At 59.7% G+C, this 14,822-nt stretch carries 13 protein-coding genes; 1 reads left to right on the forward strand and 12 read right to left on the reverse strand.

Features of this window, described 5'->3' with window-relative positions; all coding sequences use genetic code 11:
- Nucleotides 1-163: 163 nt before the first annotated feature.
- From IB244_RS06845 to IB244_RS06870, 6 genes are all read right to left on the reverse strand, one after another.
- Nucleotides 164-949, reverse strand: coding sequence for a phosphate/phosphite/phosphonate ABC transporter substrate-binding protein (locus IB244_RS06845; RefSeq protein WP_192303815.1), 786 nt, complete (start codon nt 947-949; stop codon nt 164-166).
- 201 nt (nt 950-1,150) lie between these two features.
- Entirely contained in the window at nt 1,151-1,855 is a 705-nt protein-coding gene (locus IB244_RS06850) for an ABC transporter ATP-binding protein (protein WP_192303538.1), read from the reverse strand.
- The gene (locus tag IB244_RS06855; RefSeq protein WP_192303541.1) at nt 1,852-2,676 is read right to left on the reverse strand and encodes an ATP-binding cassette domain-containing protein; all 825 of its coding nucleotides are present in this window, start codon (nt 2,674-2,676) and stop codon (nt 1,852-1,854) included. Before IB244_RS06855 ends, IB244_RS06850 begins: the two co-directional genes overlap by 4 nt.
- The gene (locus tag IB244_RS06860; protein WP_192303543.1) at nt 2,669-3,526 is read right to left on the reverse strand and encodes an ABC transporter permease; all 858 of its coding nucleotides are present in this window, start codon (nt 3,524-3,526) and stop codon (nt 2,669-2,671) included. The genes IB244_RS06855 and IB244_RS06860 overlap by 8 nt, the downstream gene beginning before the upstream one ends.
- Nucleotides 3,523-4,605, reverse strand: coding sequence for an ABC transporter permease (locus IB244_RS06865; RefSeq protein WP_312867215.1), 1,083 nt, complete (start codon nt 4,603-4,605; stop codon nt 3,523-3,525). The genes IB244_RS06860 and IB244_RS06865 overlap by 4 nt, the downstream gene beginning before the upstream one ends.
- Entirely contained in the window at nt 4,606-6,189 is a 1,584-nt protein-coding gene (locus IB244_RS06870; RefSeq protein WP_192303547.1) for an ABC transporter substrate-binding protein, read from the reverse strand.
- Between the two features lie 333 nt (nt 6,190-6,522).
- Between IB244_RS06870 and IB244_RS06875 the strand changes: the two genes are divergently transcribed.
- The gene (locus IB244_RS06875) at nt 6,523-8,106 is read left to right on the forward strand and encodes a Na+/H+ antiporter (RefSeq protein WP_192303549.1); all 1,584 of its coding nucleotides are present in this window, start codon (nt 6,523-6,525) and stop codon (nt 8,104-8,106) included.
- 160 nt (nt 8,107-8,266) lie between these two features.
- On the opposite strand, the gene IB244_RS06880 is transcribed toward IB244_RS06875, so the two are convergent.
- Genes IB244_RS06880 through nosZ form a run of 6 tightly spaced genes read right to left on the reverse strand, consistent with a single transcriptional unit; the run spans nt 8,267 to nt 14,806 of the window.
- A complete protein-coding gene (locus tag IB244_RS06880; RefSeq protein ID WP_192303550.1) occupies nt 8,267-9,259 on the reverse strand; it encodes an FAD:protein FMN transferase in 993 nt (330 codons plus the stop codon).
- The gene (locus tag IB244_RS06885) at nt 9,252-9,788 is read right to left on the reverse strand and encodes a nitrous oxide reductase accessory protein NosL (RefSeq protein WP_246734361.1); all 537 of its coding nucleotides are present in this window, start codon (nt 9,786-9,788) and stop codon (nt 9,252-9,254) included. The genes IB244_RS06880 and IB244_RS06885 overlap by 8 nt, the downstream gene beginning before the upstream one ends.
- Nucleotides 9,785-10,612 (reverse strand): ABC transporter permease subunit, encoded by an 828-nt coding sequence (locus IB244_RS06890; RefSeq protein WP_169680568.1) that lies wholly within the window; start codon nt 10,610-10,612, stop codon nt 9,785-9,787. Before IB244_RS06890 ends, IB244_RS06885 begins: the two co-directional genes overlap by 4 nt.
- Nucleotides 10,609-11,526, reverse strand: coding sequence for an ABC transporter ATP-binding protein (locus IB244_RS06895; protein ID WP_025660615.1), 918 nt, complete (start codon nt 11,524-11,526; stop codon nt 10,609-10,611). The genes IB244_RS06890 and IB244_RS06895 overlap by 4 nt, the downstream gene beginning before the upstream one ends.
- Nucleotides 11,523-12,863 (reverse strand): nitrous oxide reductase family maturation protein NosD, encoded by a 1,341-nt coding sequence (locus IB244_RS06900; RefSeq protein WP_246734362.1) that lies wholly within the window; start codon nt 12,861-12,863, stop codon nt 11,523-11,525. Before IB244_RS06900 ends, IB244_RS06895 begins: the two co-directional genes overlap by 4 nt.
- A 32-nt stretch (nt 12,864-12,895) precedes the next feature.
- Nucleotides 12,896-14,806 (reverse strand): TAT-dependent nitrous-oxide reductase, encoded by a 1,911-nt coding sequence (gene nosZ, locus IB244_RS06905; protein WP_169680572.1) that lies wholly within the window; start codon nt 14,804-14,806, stop codon nt 12,896-12,898.
- Between the last annotated feature and the right edge of the window lie 16 nt (nt 14,807-14,822).

Raw genomic sequence — 14,822 nt, forward strand, 5'->3', positions numbered from 1 at the left:
GAGAAACAAGGGCTGGGGCAACGCTGATCGCCGCATACAAGGTGGCAGCGAACCGAATCGCTTTTACTAGGGTCCCTTTTATCCCGTGCTGTGTCAATTTGACGGAGCGGAAGCCCGAGAAGCTGGCTTGGAAGCGCAGTGATCCCTGGCCAGCGCCGAGCGGCTAGGAGAGACACCACCCGAGCCCGATGAGCGCCTGCCGCAGTTGGGTGACGACGTCGATTGGCGTATGTCTCGAGGTAATGAACGGCAAGCCTTTGCGACGTGCCGTCCACCCCACGACCGTGACGTCTCTCGCTGCCGGCTCGAAGCGTTGCGCCAGGGCAAAGGTCTTGCAGTCAATCGCGGCAAGGTCTGCTCCGCCTTCAGCGACCGCCTTGATCGATCGGCGGTGGCTGCCGCTCTGCTCCCGATGCGAGAAGATGTCGAGCGTCACGCCCATGCCTTTAAGGTCTGACGCCAGGGCCAGAATGCCGGACATGGAGTCGACATCATTGTAAGAGAATCGACGTCCGCGCAGCAGGTCGAGTGGAATAGCGGCACTGCCGTCAAGCGGGGGCGGCACCGCGTTCGTTCCCCCGCCACGCATTATTATCGCACTCGAATAGCGAGGACCCTCTCCTCCTTCGATACCGTCGTAGCCCGGTTGGCCGACTATTTGAATGTGATCGGCCAGGCCACGCTCTATGGGACCCCAGCATGCCTGTGCGAGGAGGAGTTCGGGATGTAACCAGAGCGAGCTTGGATCGAACTCGCTGGCCGGCAAATTTGCGGGATCGGAGGCTATGAGCTTTCCGCCAGGTTCCCCGAGAGCTCCCGGGTTGGAAGGAAGGTCTTTACGCGTGCGGGCCAGTCGCTCCGGGGCGTCGATGCCGCGGAACCGCAACTCGTCGCGAAGCTGCTCCCACTGCGCATCGGTCTCCGTTCGCACCTCCGGCCAATCGTACATCGGCAAGGCGGCAATCAGCCCCACGGAACCGGTCAATTCCTTACTTGCAAGGAGCTTCTGATCTGATTGCTGTAGCGGCATAGGATGTTATCGCGGTAGGAGGATGATCACTATTAAAACGATGTCTCGGCCGATGTCAGCGTCGGACAAATCATGGCCTCGCGAAGCATGTTCACTTCGAAGTCTGAAGCGCGGCCGTTGTCAGCTTCCGGCAGACAAGCCAGAACGATCAAGTATGTCCTCGATCAGGCCCTTTTTCATCACAGCGGCGCGGTCGCACATATGGGCGACGACGCCGGGGTCGTGGCTGACCAGAATGAAGGTGATACCCTGTGAGGTCTTGAGGTCGTTCAAGAGATTGAGGATCCCCGCCTGTACTGAAACGTCGAGTGCCGAGGTTGGCTCGTCGAGCAGCAGCAATTTGGGTTTGAGCAGCAGCGCTCGGGCGATGGCCACGCGCTGCCGCTGTCCACCGGAAATCTGGTGCGGGTAGCGCTGCGCAACCGCCGCCGGTAGCCCGACCTGGTCGAGCGCAACACGCACGCGTTCGGTAACGTCTGGTATGCCGCGGATTGACAGCGGTTCGCCCAAGATGCGGGCGATGTGATGGCGAGGATGCAGCGACGAATATGGATCCTGGAACACCATCTGGATCTCCTCGCGAAGCATCCCGGTGATCCTGCGCCCCGCTGCCAGGGGCTGACCGAACACCGAAATGTCGCCCTGCCAATTCGTGTTCAACCCGGCGATTGCGCGCAGCACGCTGGTCTTGCCGCATCCGGAAGGTCCGATGAGACCGAAGGTTTCACCAGCGGCAACGTCGAAGGAGACGCCGCGTACGGCCGTGAAGCCCTTGGAGGCGCCCTGAAAGGTGACCGAAAGATCCTTTACCGCCAGCGCGCTCACTGCTCGTCCTCGTAAACCGGCAATCGCGTGCCATAGGTGGCCGCCGACGGTCGCGCCGCCCAGAGCGCGCGGGTATAGGGCGATCCGGCATGGGAAAGGTCGGCGGATGTCATTTCTTCCTCGATACGTCCCTGCCGCATGACGAGCACACGGTCTGCGTAGCGAGACACCTGCTGCAGGTCGTGACTGATCAGCAGCAGGCCCATGCCGAACTCCTCCGTCAACGAACGCAAGAGCGTCAGCATCTGGTCCTGCAGGTCACGGTCGAGAGCCGAAGTCGGCTCGTCGGCAATGAGCAGCTTCGGCCGATTGATCAGCATTGCAGCGATCATCACCCGCTGTCCCATGCCGCCTGAGAGTGCCGCCGGATAGCTTGCGTAGATGCGCTTCGGATCCGGCAGTCCGACTTTCTCCAGCATGTCCAGTGCCCGCTCGCGTCGCTCGACAGCCGAAAGCTTGGTGTGCAGAAGTAGCGCCTCTTCGACCTGCCGACCGACCCGGTGCGCCGGATTGAGGGAATATCTCGGATCCTGCAAAATCAGACCCAAGCCTGTCCCGCGCAGTGCGTTCCAGTCAGCTCTCGAACGCGTGGCGAGGTCCTTGCCGTCAAAGACCAGGCGTCTGGCACGCATGATTGCGCCGCGCGGCAGGAGACCCATTATGGCCCGTCCCGTCATTGACTTGCCAGAGCCGGATTCTCCAACGAGCGCCAGGATCTCGTGTCCGACTGAAAGGGAGATCCGGTCGACAACGGAAACCAGGCCTGCATCGGAGGGAAACGAGATCGAAAGTTCCTCGGCAGACAGAAGCGGTTCAAGCATGGCGCGGATCCAGAAGGTCGCGCAGGCCATCGGCCAGCAAGTTGAAGCCGAGCGAGGCAACAAGGATGGCGAGCCCGGGCGCGGCAGCGACCCACCATTGATCGAAGATCACCTGCGTGCCCTCGGCGACCATTGAACCCCACTCCGCCGTCGGCGGTCGTACTCCAAGGCCAAGGAAGCCAAGGCCGGCGGCAGCAAGGATGATGCCTGAAAGGTCGAGCGCCAGCCGAATGACGGCCGATGGCAACACCAGCGGAAGGACATGTCCCCAGAGCAGCCTGGGCCCCCTGATGCCGACCATTTCGGCTGCCGCAAGATAGTCGCTCTGCCTGAGCGCTCCGGTCTCGACGCGCGCCTGACGGGCGTAGGCCGGCCAACTCGTCAAGGCGAGCGCCAGGGCACCGTTGATAAGCCCGGGCCCCAGGATCGCAACAAAGGCGAACGACAACAGCAATCGCGGGAAGGACATGACGATGTCGGTGATACGCATCAGGATGCGCTCCGTCGCGCCGCCGAAAAAGCCTGCGAGTATACCAACGGCAATACCGAGCGGCGCCATCAGCAATGCCACAATGAGCACCAGGAGCAGGGTCGGCCGGGCCCCGTAGATCAAGCGCGAGAGGATGTCGCGTCCGAAGCCATCGGTGCCGAGCCAGTGGGCAGTACTCGGGGCCATGAGGCGATTGGCCGTTTCCTGCAGATTCGGATCGTAGGGCGCGACAAACGGCGCAAGCAGCGCAATGGCGAGGATGAAAATCACGATGCCACCGCCCGACGCTGCCGAAGGGGACCGAAGCATCCGCCAACCAAAGGACATCCCGCTGATCCGCGCTTGTTCGATGGCGCTCATCGCTTTCTTTCCACTTCCAGCCGAGCCACGGCGAGATCGGTTAGCGCGTTGAGAAGCACAAAGGAGGCACCGACGACAAGCGTGGCTCCCAGGATCGCAGGCATGTCGCCCGCAAACATCGCCGTCGTCAGGTAACGTCCGATCCCCGGCCACGCGAAGACAGTTTCGGTCAGGACGGCTCCCTCAAGCAGGCTTGCATAGGAAAGGGCAATCACAGTCAGCAGCGTCCCGGAGATGTTCGGCAGAATATGGACGAAGACGATCCGCCCCAGGCGGGCTCCTTTTGCTCGTGCGGTGGATATATACTCCTGGCCGAGCTCGGTAATGATCGACGCCCTCGTCAACCGCGAGATTGCCGCAAGAGCATGAATGGCAAGCACGGTTGCCGGCAATGCCAGATGGGCCAGCGCATCGCGAAAGGCACCAGGCTTGCCGGAACGCCACGTGTCGATCAGCGCGAAGCCGGTGACAGGCTTGACGGTGTACTGGAACACGACATCCGCCCTGCCCGGCCCGGGCGCCCAATGCAGCCGGGCATAGAAGAGCAACAGCAGCAGGAGGCCGAGCCAGAAGATTGGCACCGAATAGCCAAACAGAGATACAAGGCGGCAAACACCGTCGATCCATGTCCCCTGCCGCATTGCCGCGATGATGCCGAGCGCCAGGCCGATCGTCGCGCCAAGGACGATTGCCGTCGTGGCAAGCTCTATCGTCGCCGGAAACGTACGGGCGATATCATGCGCGACCGGCTGGCCGGTCGAGATTGACTGGCCGAGATTGCCAGAAAGCGCCGTCTTAACATAGCGCAGGAACTGCAGCGGCAACGGCTGGTCGAGCCCGAGTTCGAGCCGCGCCTGTTCATAGGTCGACTGGCTGGCATGGTCGCCAACGAGTTGAAGCGCCGGATCGATCGGGGAAAGCCGTGTCATGGCAAAGGTCACGATTGCCAGCCCGAAGAGCGTCAGTGCAAAGGACCACAGCCACTTGATAAGGGGCAAGACGAAAGACAACTCCCGCCAGCTTCTGTGCTGGCGGGAGTTGCTCATGTCGGCATTAGGGGGTGTTGCCGCCTGCGGCACTTACTTTTCTACCTTGTCGTAATAAACCTGGTCTGCGTTCAGACCTTGGGCATAGTTCTTCACCTTGTCGCTTAGCACGACCTGGTCGTTGCCTTGAAGCGTAAAGATGTAGGGCGAGCTTGCCTGGATCTTCCTTTGCAGATCCTGATAGAGCGCCGCGCGCTTGGCGGGATCCTGTTCCTTGACGGCAGCAAGCGTCGCGTCGGTCAGTTCGGGGATCATCCAGCCGGCCTGCTTGGCAACCGTGTTGGCTGAATTGTCCTTGTTGATGGCGAAGGCACTGGCGTTCGAGTGAGCGTCGAAATAGTCCGGGATCCAATAACGCAGGGTCATCTCGTATTTGCCGGCGCGTCCACGGGCGTAGATGTCGCTTGCAACACCCGGCTGGATGTCCAGCGTGATGCCGGCCTGCGCGAAGGTCGACTGCAGCGACTGCGCGATCGAAAGGAACGGCTGGTCGTTGAAGACGATGAATTCGATCTTGAACGGCGTCTTGATACCGGCATCCGCCAGAATCTTCTTCGCCTTGTCGACATCGAGCTTGAAGGGGGTATCCGTCAGCGCACCGGGGAAGCCTACCGGCAGGAACGACTGATGCACGGTGCTCTGGCCACGCAGCAGGTTTTTGGCAATGCCGTCATAGTCCACAAGGTAACGCGCAGCCTCCCAGAACGCCGGATTGCCGAGCGTCTCGTTCGCCTTGCTGTTCAAGAGGATGTAGTCGGTGCGGGCCGAGGCAACAGAGAGGACCTTAATGCCGCTCTTATCCTTCAGCGCTTCAATCTGGTCGGCAGAGAGGCCCCGGGCGATATCGGCATCGCCCTGCTCAACGAGCAGGCGGCGGGCGCCGACGTCCGGCACGTTGCGGATGATGACACTCTCGAGCTTCGGCTTGTCGTTCGAATTGGCATTGGCCTGGAGCACCAGCGCCTCGTGGGGCGTGTAGGTGCCGATCGCGTAGGCACCGCTGCCAGCCGAATTGGTCTTCAGCCATGCATTGCCGAAATCGTTATCCTTTGCGTTTGCGGCAACGGTCTGCTCGTCGACGATCGAGGCGATCGGCGCCGTCAGTAGCGACAGCGCGAAGCCTGAGCCGACATCGGCCGTCCAGGTGAGCTTCACATGCTTGTCATCAACCTTGGTGACGGCAGCATCGACATTATCGGCCTTCCAGCCGAGCTCGTTCAGGATGAAGGCCGGCGACTTGTTGAGCTTGACGGCGCGCGTCAGCGAGAAGATCACGTCCTCCGGGCGCACCGGGTTACCGGAGGCGAACTTCGCGTCGGCGAGCGCAAAGGTCAGGCTCTTGCCGTCGCTGCCCGCTTCCCAGGAGGCGGCAAGCGCCGGATCTATCTTGGTGCCGTCATCACGATTTGACTGAACGAGGCGCTGGTAGAGATTGTTGAAGGACTGGACGGTCGTGAGCTCGAAGCCCTCAGCCGGGTCGAAGCTAACGGCGTCATCAATCGACTGGGCAACGACCAGAACGTTCTGCGGCGTTTCTGCATGGACCGGCGCACCAATCAACAACCCCAGGGTAAAAACTGTGCCAAGCAATTTCGCACGGCGAGCAATAAAATTCATATGCATATCTCCACAAACTAGTGCCTAACGCGGCAGCCGCGCTTGGTAGCCGCCTATTGGCCGCAAAATAGCTGGGCGCTCGCCGGTCACGAGTGCGGATCGTTCCATTTATCTGTTCCTCGATGGAAAATCTTTCCGTCAGGCACCACTGGCAGCGCGGCCGGCTCGGCGCATGCCCATTTGCCGGATCCATATGCTTCACGGTTCCTCCCGTGGCACTGCAGAATCCAGTGGAGCCTTGGCGTGCTGGATGCGACAGGCATGCCCGGGCGATTGCATTTCGAGCAAACGCGCATTGTAATAGACCATCGGGTGGAAATCAGGCAGCGGTTAATGGACCCAACTCACTTGTTCGAGCTGGTGATCGTGATGTTCTTGGCGATCATCGCGTTGCATTACGCTGCTCACCGGTTCGGCTTGCCGCCCTCCGTAGCGCTGCTCGCCGGCGGTGCACTGCTTGCCTTTCTGCCGGGTCTGCCAGCCATTGCCATTGATCCCGATCTGGTACTCGTCATCTTCCTGCCACCACTGTTGATGGACGGTGCCTGGTTCATTGCTCTCGGCCGGCTGCGCCGCCACATGATCGGCATTGCTTCGCTTGCCGTCGGCGCGGTATTTTTCACCTGCGCCGTCGTGGCAGTCGCGGTCCACTTCCTCTTTCCTTCCTTGCCATGGGCGGCCTGCGCAGTTCTCGGGGCGATTGTGTCACCACCCGATGCGATCTCCGCTCGAGCCGTGCTGCAACGGGTCAAGCTGCCCCGCCGCCTTCAAATCCTGCTCGAGGGCGAGAGCCTGCTCAATGATGCAAGCGGTTTGGTGCTGTTCCGGTTCGCGATCGCCGCCGGCGTCACGGGTGCCTTCAGCACGGCCGAGGCGATGGGAAGTTTCTTCCTGCTGGCGCTCGGCGGCGCCGCAGTCGGCATAGCCATCGGGACGGTATGGGTGGTGTTTGTCCGCCGCCTGAACGACGAATACCTGATCATAGCGGCCACGACCCTGCTCGCCTGGATGTCCTATATGCTCGGCGAAATGATCCATGTTTCCGGCGTCATCGCCACCGTGACGACGGGCCTGATCGCAGGCTGGTATCAGCATACCGTCTTTTCGGCCTCGGCGCGCATGCGCGGCACGTCGTTCTGGACTGTGATGATCTTTCTGATGGAAGCCTCGGTTTTCATGCTGATCGGGTCATCCTTGCGAGGCGTGGTCGAACGTGGCGGTGGCTTCGGCGTCGTGATCGCCACCATGGGATTGCCGATGCTCGCGGTCCTGGTCGCACTTACGCTTGCGCGCTTCGCTTGGGTTTTTGGATCAAACCTTGTGGTCGAATTCTGCAAGGTCTTGGGCCTTAGGCGATACACGCCGCTCAGCGCGCGCGCTTCAGTCGTTCTGAGCTGGGCGGGCGTTCGCGGTGTGGTTACACTTGCCCTGGCGCTGAGCGTGCCCGAAGGCTTTCCCGGCCGCGATTTCATTTTGGTGACGTCGTTCGCCGTCATTGTCGGGACCGTACTGGTCCAGGGCACGACGCTGGGGCGCCTGATCGAATGGGCAAAGCTGATCGAGCCGGAGTCAGAAAAGGCGCGCCTCAACCTGAGCCAGGCCGAAGCCGCCATGGCTCAGGCGCAATTGGCAACCGTAAAGGACAGGGCCTATGACACGGACGGCAATCTCATCCATCCTCGTCTGCTGGAGCGCTATCAACTCAGGGCCAAGATGATCGTCGACTATATCCAGAAAACGGAACACCACGACGTTCTGCTCCATGCCCATTTCGATGTCGTTCTGGCGGCCATCGCCACCGGACGCCGTGAACTGATCCGTCTTCACCGCGCCGGTGATATTGACGACGAAACGCTGCACGAACTCGAACGAGACCTCGATCTCGAAGAATTGAGCGCTCTTTCCGCCAAGTCCTAGCTGTCGCAGATCGTGACCTAAATCTCGCTGCGCCTTGAAGGACAATTCTCCTGCAGCAAACGGTTGGCCCACATGACGTTCGGCGACGTTCTCACGCTACTCGACCGGGTTTGACCAATGCCAGGGCTGGCAGAGTGGCGACACGCCATGAATCTAGCGCCTAGATCCGGTGCCTTTCGCCAGTTGGTTCGACCAGGTCGGCAGAGGCTCCGGGCCAGTCCTTCAATACGGATCTTATTGAATTCACGTCCATAAGGTTAAATGCTGTCGACAACGCATCTGCCGTGGTCGCGTCATCAGCGATAACGGTTACTCTCCGATAGGCCATCGGCGCGCTGCCCGTTTTTGGGTGGAGGATGTGCCCGAACTTGCCGTCTTCGTCGAAGACGAAGCCAGTCGGGCTGGACGTGGCGACCGCCCGATTTACGATGGACAGCACCGCATCGGGATCCAGGCTGTCTTCGGTTGTGGCCAACCCGACATGCCATGGCGTTCCATCCGATTGTGCGCCGACCGCCCGTTCCTCGCCCATGTTCACAAGGCAACTGTCGAAGCCTTCGTTCCGCAACATATTGGCTACTCGATCGGTAATGAACCCCTGGGCAACGCCATTCAGGGTCATCGCCATTCCCCGCTCGGCGAAGGCGATGCGGTCCGAGCCATACCTTACGGCTTCGAAGCCGACCTTGCCGAGAGCCCTCTTCAGCTTGGTCTGGCTGGGCCCGAGTTCATCTCCATGCCCCGATGCAAAGTGATCGCGATACACCTCCCATACCGGCTGCACGGTAGGATCGAACAACCCGCCGGTTCTTTCCCAGACCCGCAGACACTGGTCGAGCAAGGACACCATCTCTGGCGAAGACACGGCAACCCCACCTACCCGATTGAGTTCCGCGAGGATCGAATCGTCCCGATAGAGGCTGAAAATTCCTTCTAGCCGAGCAACTTCAAGGACGATCTCATCTATTAACCGGCGAGCCTTGGCCATATTGCCGTGATGCAGGACCAGCTTGGCCGGCGCTCCGAGTGCTTGACCGGTCCAGACGACGACCGGCGCATTGGCTTTCGCGGGGGAGCTGGAGTAAAGCAGCGGAAGTCCGGCTGCCGCTGCGATAATTCCTATGGCACGTCGCCTGGTGACGGCTCTAACCATTGGATTCAATCTCCGAGCTCGCGGGTGCGCTGGTAGACGTTCCGAGAACATCCTGATCCTTGATCTCCCCGAGGATCGAAACTCTGCCGCCGTTCTTTTTCGCAAACTCTTCGGCGTCTGCCCGAACGGAGAAAGGAACGGTTTCCGGTGCGCCCATCCCGCCGTGAACCTTGCTTCCCACAACGAAGAATGCGCGATCGGCTTCAACCCAGTTTTGACTTCCCGGCGCTTGCCAACTGGTAGCGTGGCTCATGTCCGATACGTAGATTGCAGCAATGTCCTTTGGTTCTTCCGGAAGCCGGGTAAATGCAACTGCATCACGCGACGAACTGAACCAGACCGGCTTTCCGCCATTCTTTAGGAGAACCTGTCCTTTCGGCCCCGCATGCTCCAGCACGTTCATGCCGCAGAAATGATCGACGGCATCGGAGGTAAGCTCCAACGGAGGAGGCACGATGGTCTCGGCCTTCTCGCAAGCGCTTAACAGAGATGCCATAAGGACGACTGATATTGCGAACGAGCGGTTCAAAGTTCTCTCCTGGAAAAACGAAGCATGGCCAACGATAGAGGGACGGCAACCCATAAGGCCAAGGATGCCATCAGGACGGTCGGAGACAGCTTCGAACTCGCTGCGAGACCGGACAGTGCCGAGACAGAGCCGGCCGTTTCCGATCCCAGGTTGAGAAGACGGTAGGCATCGGTCGGATTGGCCATCAGAAGTATGCTTAGCAGCCCCGGCGAAAATCCAACGCCCTTCGTCGACACGATCGCACCCAGCAAACCCATGTCGTAGATGATGACGAAAAACAGCCATACTCCCAAGGCGATGCCCCCGGCCGTGCTCCTCTGGCTGACAGTCGCGCTGACGAGATATCCGATAGAGGTGAAGACCGACCCAAGCAGGATCGAGGATCCAATCATGGCGCCGAACGCCGTCCAACTGTCCGCAGTGGTCGGCGTCCCGGCGACAACGAGCGCCAGACCCGCCGCGCCGTAGCCCAACAGAGTGGCGAAAGAGAGTATGAGTATGTGCGCCAGGAATTTTCCGAACACAATCTGGCTACGTGCTACCGGATAGCTCAGAAGCAGGAGAAGTGTTCCACGCTCCAGTTCTCCAACGATCGCATCGTGCGAAAGCAGCAAGGCAATGAGGGGAACAAGAAAGATCGTGAGACTGGCAAGACTGACGATGACGATATCCAAACGGCCCGCGCCGACATTGCCGGTCGGCGCACTGCCCAGAAACGAAAGCGTCAGCGCCAGCGACGCAAGTAGCAAGGTCACCGCGATGACCCAGCGGTTTCTCAACCCCTCCTGGATCTCCTTTCGGGCAATGATCACGATATTGTTCACGGCTTTCTTCCCTGTCGTTGGAGGAAATGCGCATAGACGTCATCGAGTGTCGGCTCGATGACAGTCATGCTGGTCAGTGCAGCCGGATCGGATGTTACAGCCGACAGAACCGCGATCTTCTCGCTATGGTCGACACTGGCTTCCAGAAATTTATCCTTGCGCTCGGTCCATCGCACCGGCCCGTCAAACCACGAGTGAGCAGCGGACTCGCTGCTCGGCTTGAACCGGATCTGGGTCGGCAGGCACGCAATCCGCCGCAGTTCGTCAAGCGTTCCGTCGGCGATCTTGTTACCGCCGTTGATGATAACGACGCGTTCGGCCCGTTCCTCAAGCTCGCTGAGGGCGTGGGAGGAGAGAAGTACGGTCGTTCCCTTCTTCTGGAAGTCGAGGATGAGATCGTAGAAACTGCGTCGTAGCGCTGGATCCAATCCACTGGTGGGTTCGTCCAGCAGGAGAAGGCGTGGCTCTCCGAGAAGTGCCTGTGCCAGGCCCAATCGTTGGCGCATTCCCTTCGAATAGGTTCTTACCGTCCTGTCGGCAGCGTTCTGCGCCAGGCCGACCTGATCGAAGAGATTTCGCCATCGATCCGCCGGCACGCGCTTCAGCTTCGCATAGAACGACAGAACCTCACGTCCAGTGAGCGCCAGATGGAAAGTGACACTCTCGGGGAGATATCCGACCTCCCTGCGCACGATCAGGTTCCCGGAAACCGGGTCCTCGCCAAGGACGCGCACCTTTCCGTCGGTCGGTCGAAGAAGCCCCAGGATCGCTTTGATCAACGTCGTCTTGCCGGCTCCATTGTGACCGACAAGTGCAACCAGCTCTCCCTCGCCAAGGGAAAACGAAACATCGTTGATCGCGGCGGTATCGCCATAAAATTTCGAAACGTGTTCGAGAGAAATTGTCGCCGTCATCGTGCATTCTCCAAGGGTACGGGCGGCCCCATCAGGGGCTTGCTGTCAATCACGCCGCCCGGCAGGAGCGAAGGGAATTGGGACTGCGCCCATCGGATGATCTGAACCGCGGGACTTGTGGTCAAAACCTTGGCTTGCGGGGCTGTCCAAAGAACGGTGTCGATGATGTCATTGGGGCGATAGGGACTGTCTGCTATCCCGTCGCCATCGAGATCGAACGCGGGATTGTCACTCCAGTAGTTACCTCGACCATTCTTCGACCAATCGAGGTAACGCGACCCGACGTACTTTACCTGATTCCGGTTGCCTACGAACGCATTGCCGGCAATGGCGTTTCCTTCGGAGCCGGCTGTAAAATGTATGCCGATGGCACAGTTCTCAAACACGTTGTCTTCAAGGACATTCCGGTTTGCGTTGTAAATGAACACGCACTTCTCCGGTCCGAGCTGCGTCCCCTGCCCTTCGGCAAGTCGCGTCTCGATGCCAGGCATGTCGCTGGCGTCAGCCCTTGTTCCACCCAACAGCCATCGATCTGATGGCTGAAGGCGGCCGGTGACCCTGTTTTGCCTTATGGTCGAGCCGTTGGCAAAGTTGAGGAGCAAGCCGTGATCCCGGTCGCCATCGGAGACATTTCCGGTGATCTTCAGATGGTTCGAAAACATGATGGCATAGCCGACCAGGTTGCCCACTGAGACGTTGTCGCTGATTTCGCTGTCGTTGGTGTACATGTAGTGGATGGCGAACCGCAGGTCGCGGAAACGGTTTCCCTTGAAGACGTTGCGTTTGCTCGCGTTCGTCGAGATCCCGTCCTTGCCGAGGCTAATGTCATTGTCCACGATCATTGCCCCCGGGGCATTCCACAGTGAGACGCCGTTGCCGGCCTCGCTCATCCGACCCGACGCCATTCCGATGATCCGGTTGCGTTGGGCGACGGAACCGGCGGCACCGTGCAAATAGACGCCGTTCAGGTTTCCCTTGATCGTGTTGTCTTCGACCACCGCATGGTCAGCGCTCTGGCTTACAAACACCCCGGAATCGAGCGCAGACAGATCAGAGCCGGATCCTTCAATCTCAAGACCTCGCACAACAGCTCCTGGCGCCGTGATCGTGATCACGCTTCCCTTGCCATTGCCCACGACGGCCGCGCCAGACTGGCCTTCCAGCACGATCTGCCTGCTGACAGTCAATGGTCCGGCATACCGGCCAGGGGACAGCCGTACGATGTCTCCATCTGCGGCGGCATCAAGGACACGTTGAACGGTTGCTGCATCCGCCGCCGCAAGCTGGAATTCTGCGGCGCGAACATGGGCCGGAATGGCGGTCGTTGCGACCGCCATTCCGAGGAGTGCTATTTTGCCAAGCGGCGGCATCATGCTGCCTTTGGTTCAACGAGCATGCGACCCTGCATCTCCATATGCATTGCATGGCAGAACCACGAGCAATAGTACCAATAGACGCCTGGCTTATCGGCGGTGAATGTCACCGACGCGGTCGCCTGCGGCGCGACCTCCATCTGGATACCGTAGTTTACGATCGAGAAGCCGTGAGTAAGATCCTCCACGTCATCGATATTGGTAACGTAGACGGTCACCTCGTCGCCCTGCCTGACATTGAATGATTCAAGGCCAAACGCCGGGGCCGCCGACGTCATATAGACCCGCACCTTGTTTCCATCCCGGATAACTTGGGAGTCCGACAGGAGGTCGATGTTGTCCTTCTTGGCCTGAGCGACTGCATCGGCGAAGAAGACGTCGTCCCTTTTCCAGACACTTACGGGATTGATCTTCGACGAATGAACGATGGTCGCGTCGTGTGGTTCGGCGAAGGTGGGATTGTCGTGAACGAGAACCATCTTGTCGCCGGAAATGTCGATCAACTGATCATTCTCCGGCTTCAGGGGGCCGACGTTAAGATAGCGATCCTTCGAGAACTTGTTCAGCGAAATGAGCCACTTTCCGTCCGCGTCTTTGGTCTGGCCCATCGATGTGTGGTTGTGACCCGGCTGATATTGAACGTCGAGCTTCTGACGGATCGGGTCGACCTTCTCGCCCTTGAAGGCGCGGATAGCGTCTTCAATATTCCACTTGCAGATCTGGCTGTCGATGAACAGGGTGGTGTAGGCATTGCCGCGCCCGTCAAAGGCCGTATGGAGCGGCCCGAGGCCAAGCTGAGGCTCGGCGACGACCGTGTCGCGCGGTTGAATCTTGTCCTCGAACAGGTCATCGAACTTGCGAACGTCGAACACTGTGACGGTAGGAGACAGCTTTCCGTTGGCGACGACATGTATTCCATCCGGAGCCGTGTTCATGCCATGCGGGCTGTTCGAGACCGGGATGTAACGCGTGTAGGCGGAACCGTGGCGGCCGTCGAGAACGGGAACGCCGCCGATCTCCTTGAAGTCGCCCCGCGCGACGGCATCTTCGATCCTCTTGAGATTGAAGACAACGACCCAGTCCTGGTCCTTTGCCATCATCTCCGGAAGATTGACACCTTCTTCGGAGTTGTAGCAGGTCGCAAAGCAGTACTTCCCCTGATAGTCGGCATCGACATTGTCGAGATTGCCATCGACGATGAGCTGCCAGGCAACCTTCATTGTTTCGCCGTCGACGGCTGTGAAGACAGCATGGTACTGCTTGGTATCGTCGAGAATCTTGCCGTCGTTCGGGATCGGAACGCGATCTTCGCCGTTGCAGAACACATATCCGGTCTTGGGGTACTTCTGCACACGAAGTCCGTGGACCGTGTGCTGGTTCGGAAGTTCGATGATCTTGTCGCACTTCATGACGTCCAGACGGATTCTGCAGACGCGCGTGTTTGCCTTGTCGTTGGCAAACAGGTAGCGCCCATCGTAGGTCCCGTCGGTAAAGGAGGGATGCGGATGGTGCAGATCGCCGTTGTGGTAGACACCGCCGCGAGTGGACAAGAATTCGCGCGTTTGAGGAAGCAGACCGTCCGTGAGTACCTTGCGGCTTTCGTTGGTAAGACCCCAGCCGGTCGCGCTGCAGCGGTTGTAAACCGGGATACGCATGAGTTCTCTCATGGATGGGAGACCAACCACTCTGATTTCGCCCGATTGCCCTCCGGACACGAACACGTAGTATTCGTCGAGTTCGCCAGGCTTGACCTCATGGTTCAAGCCTTCCGCGCGCGCCGCCGTAGCCGTGGCTCCGGAAAGCGTCAGAGCGCCACCGACCCCGGCCGCGCCGGCTGCCGCCGCGAATGCAGTCGTCCCCAAAAGTTGCCGTCTGTTGAACAATGGATGCTTTTCTTGAGTTGTCATTTGCGTCTCCTTGGTG

The organism is Rhizobium sp. RHZ02 (genome assembly GCF_014851575.1).
Taxonomy (GTDB): domain Bacteria; phylum Pseudomonadota; class Alphaproteobacteria; order Rhizobiales; family Rhizobiaceae; genus Rhizobium; species Rhizobium altiplani.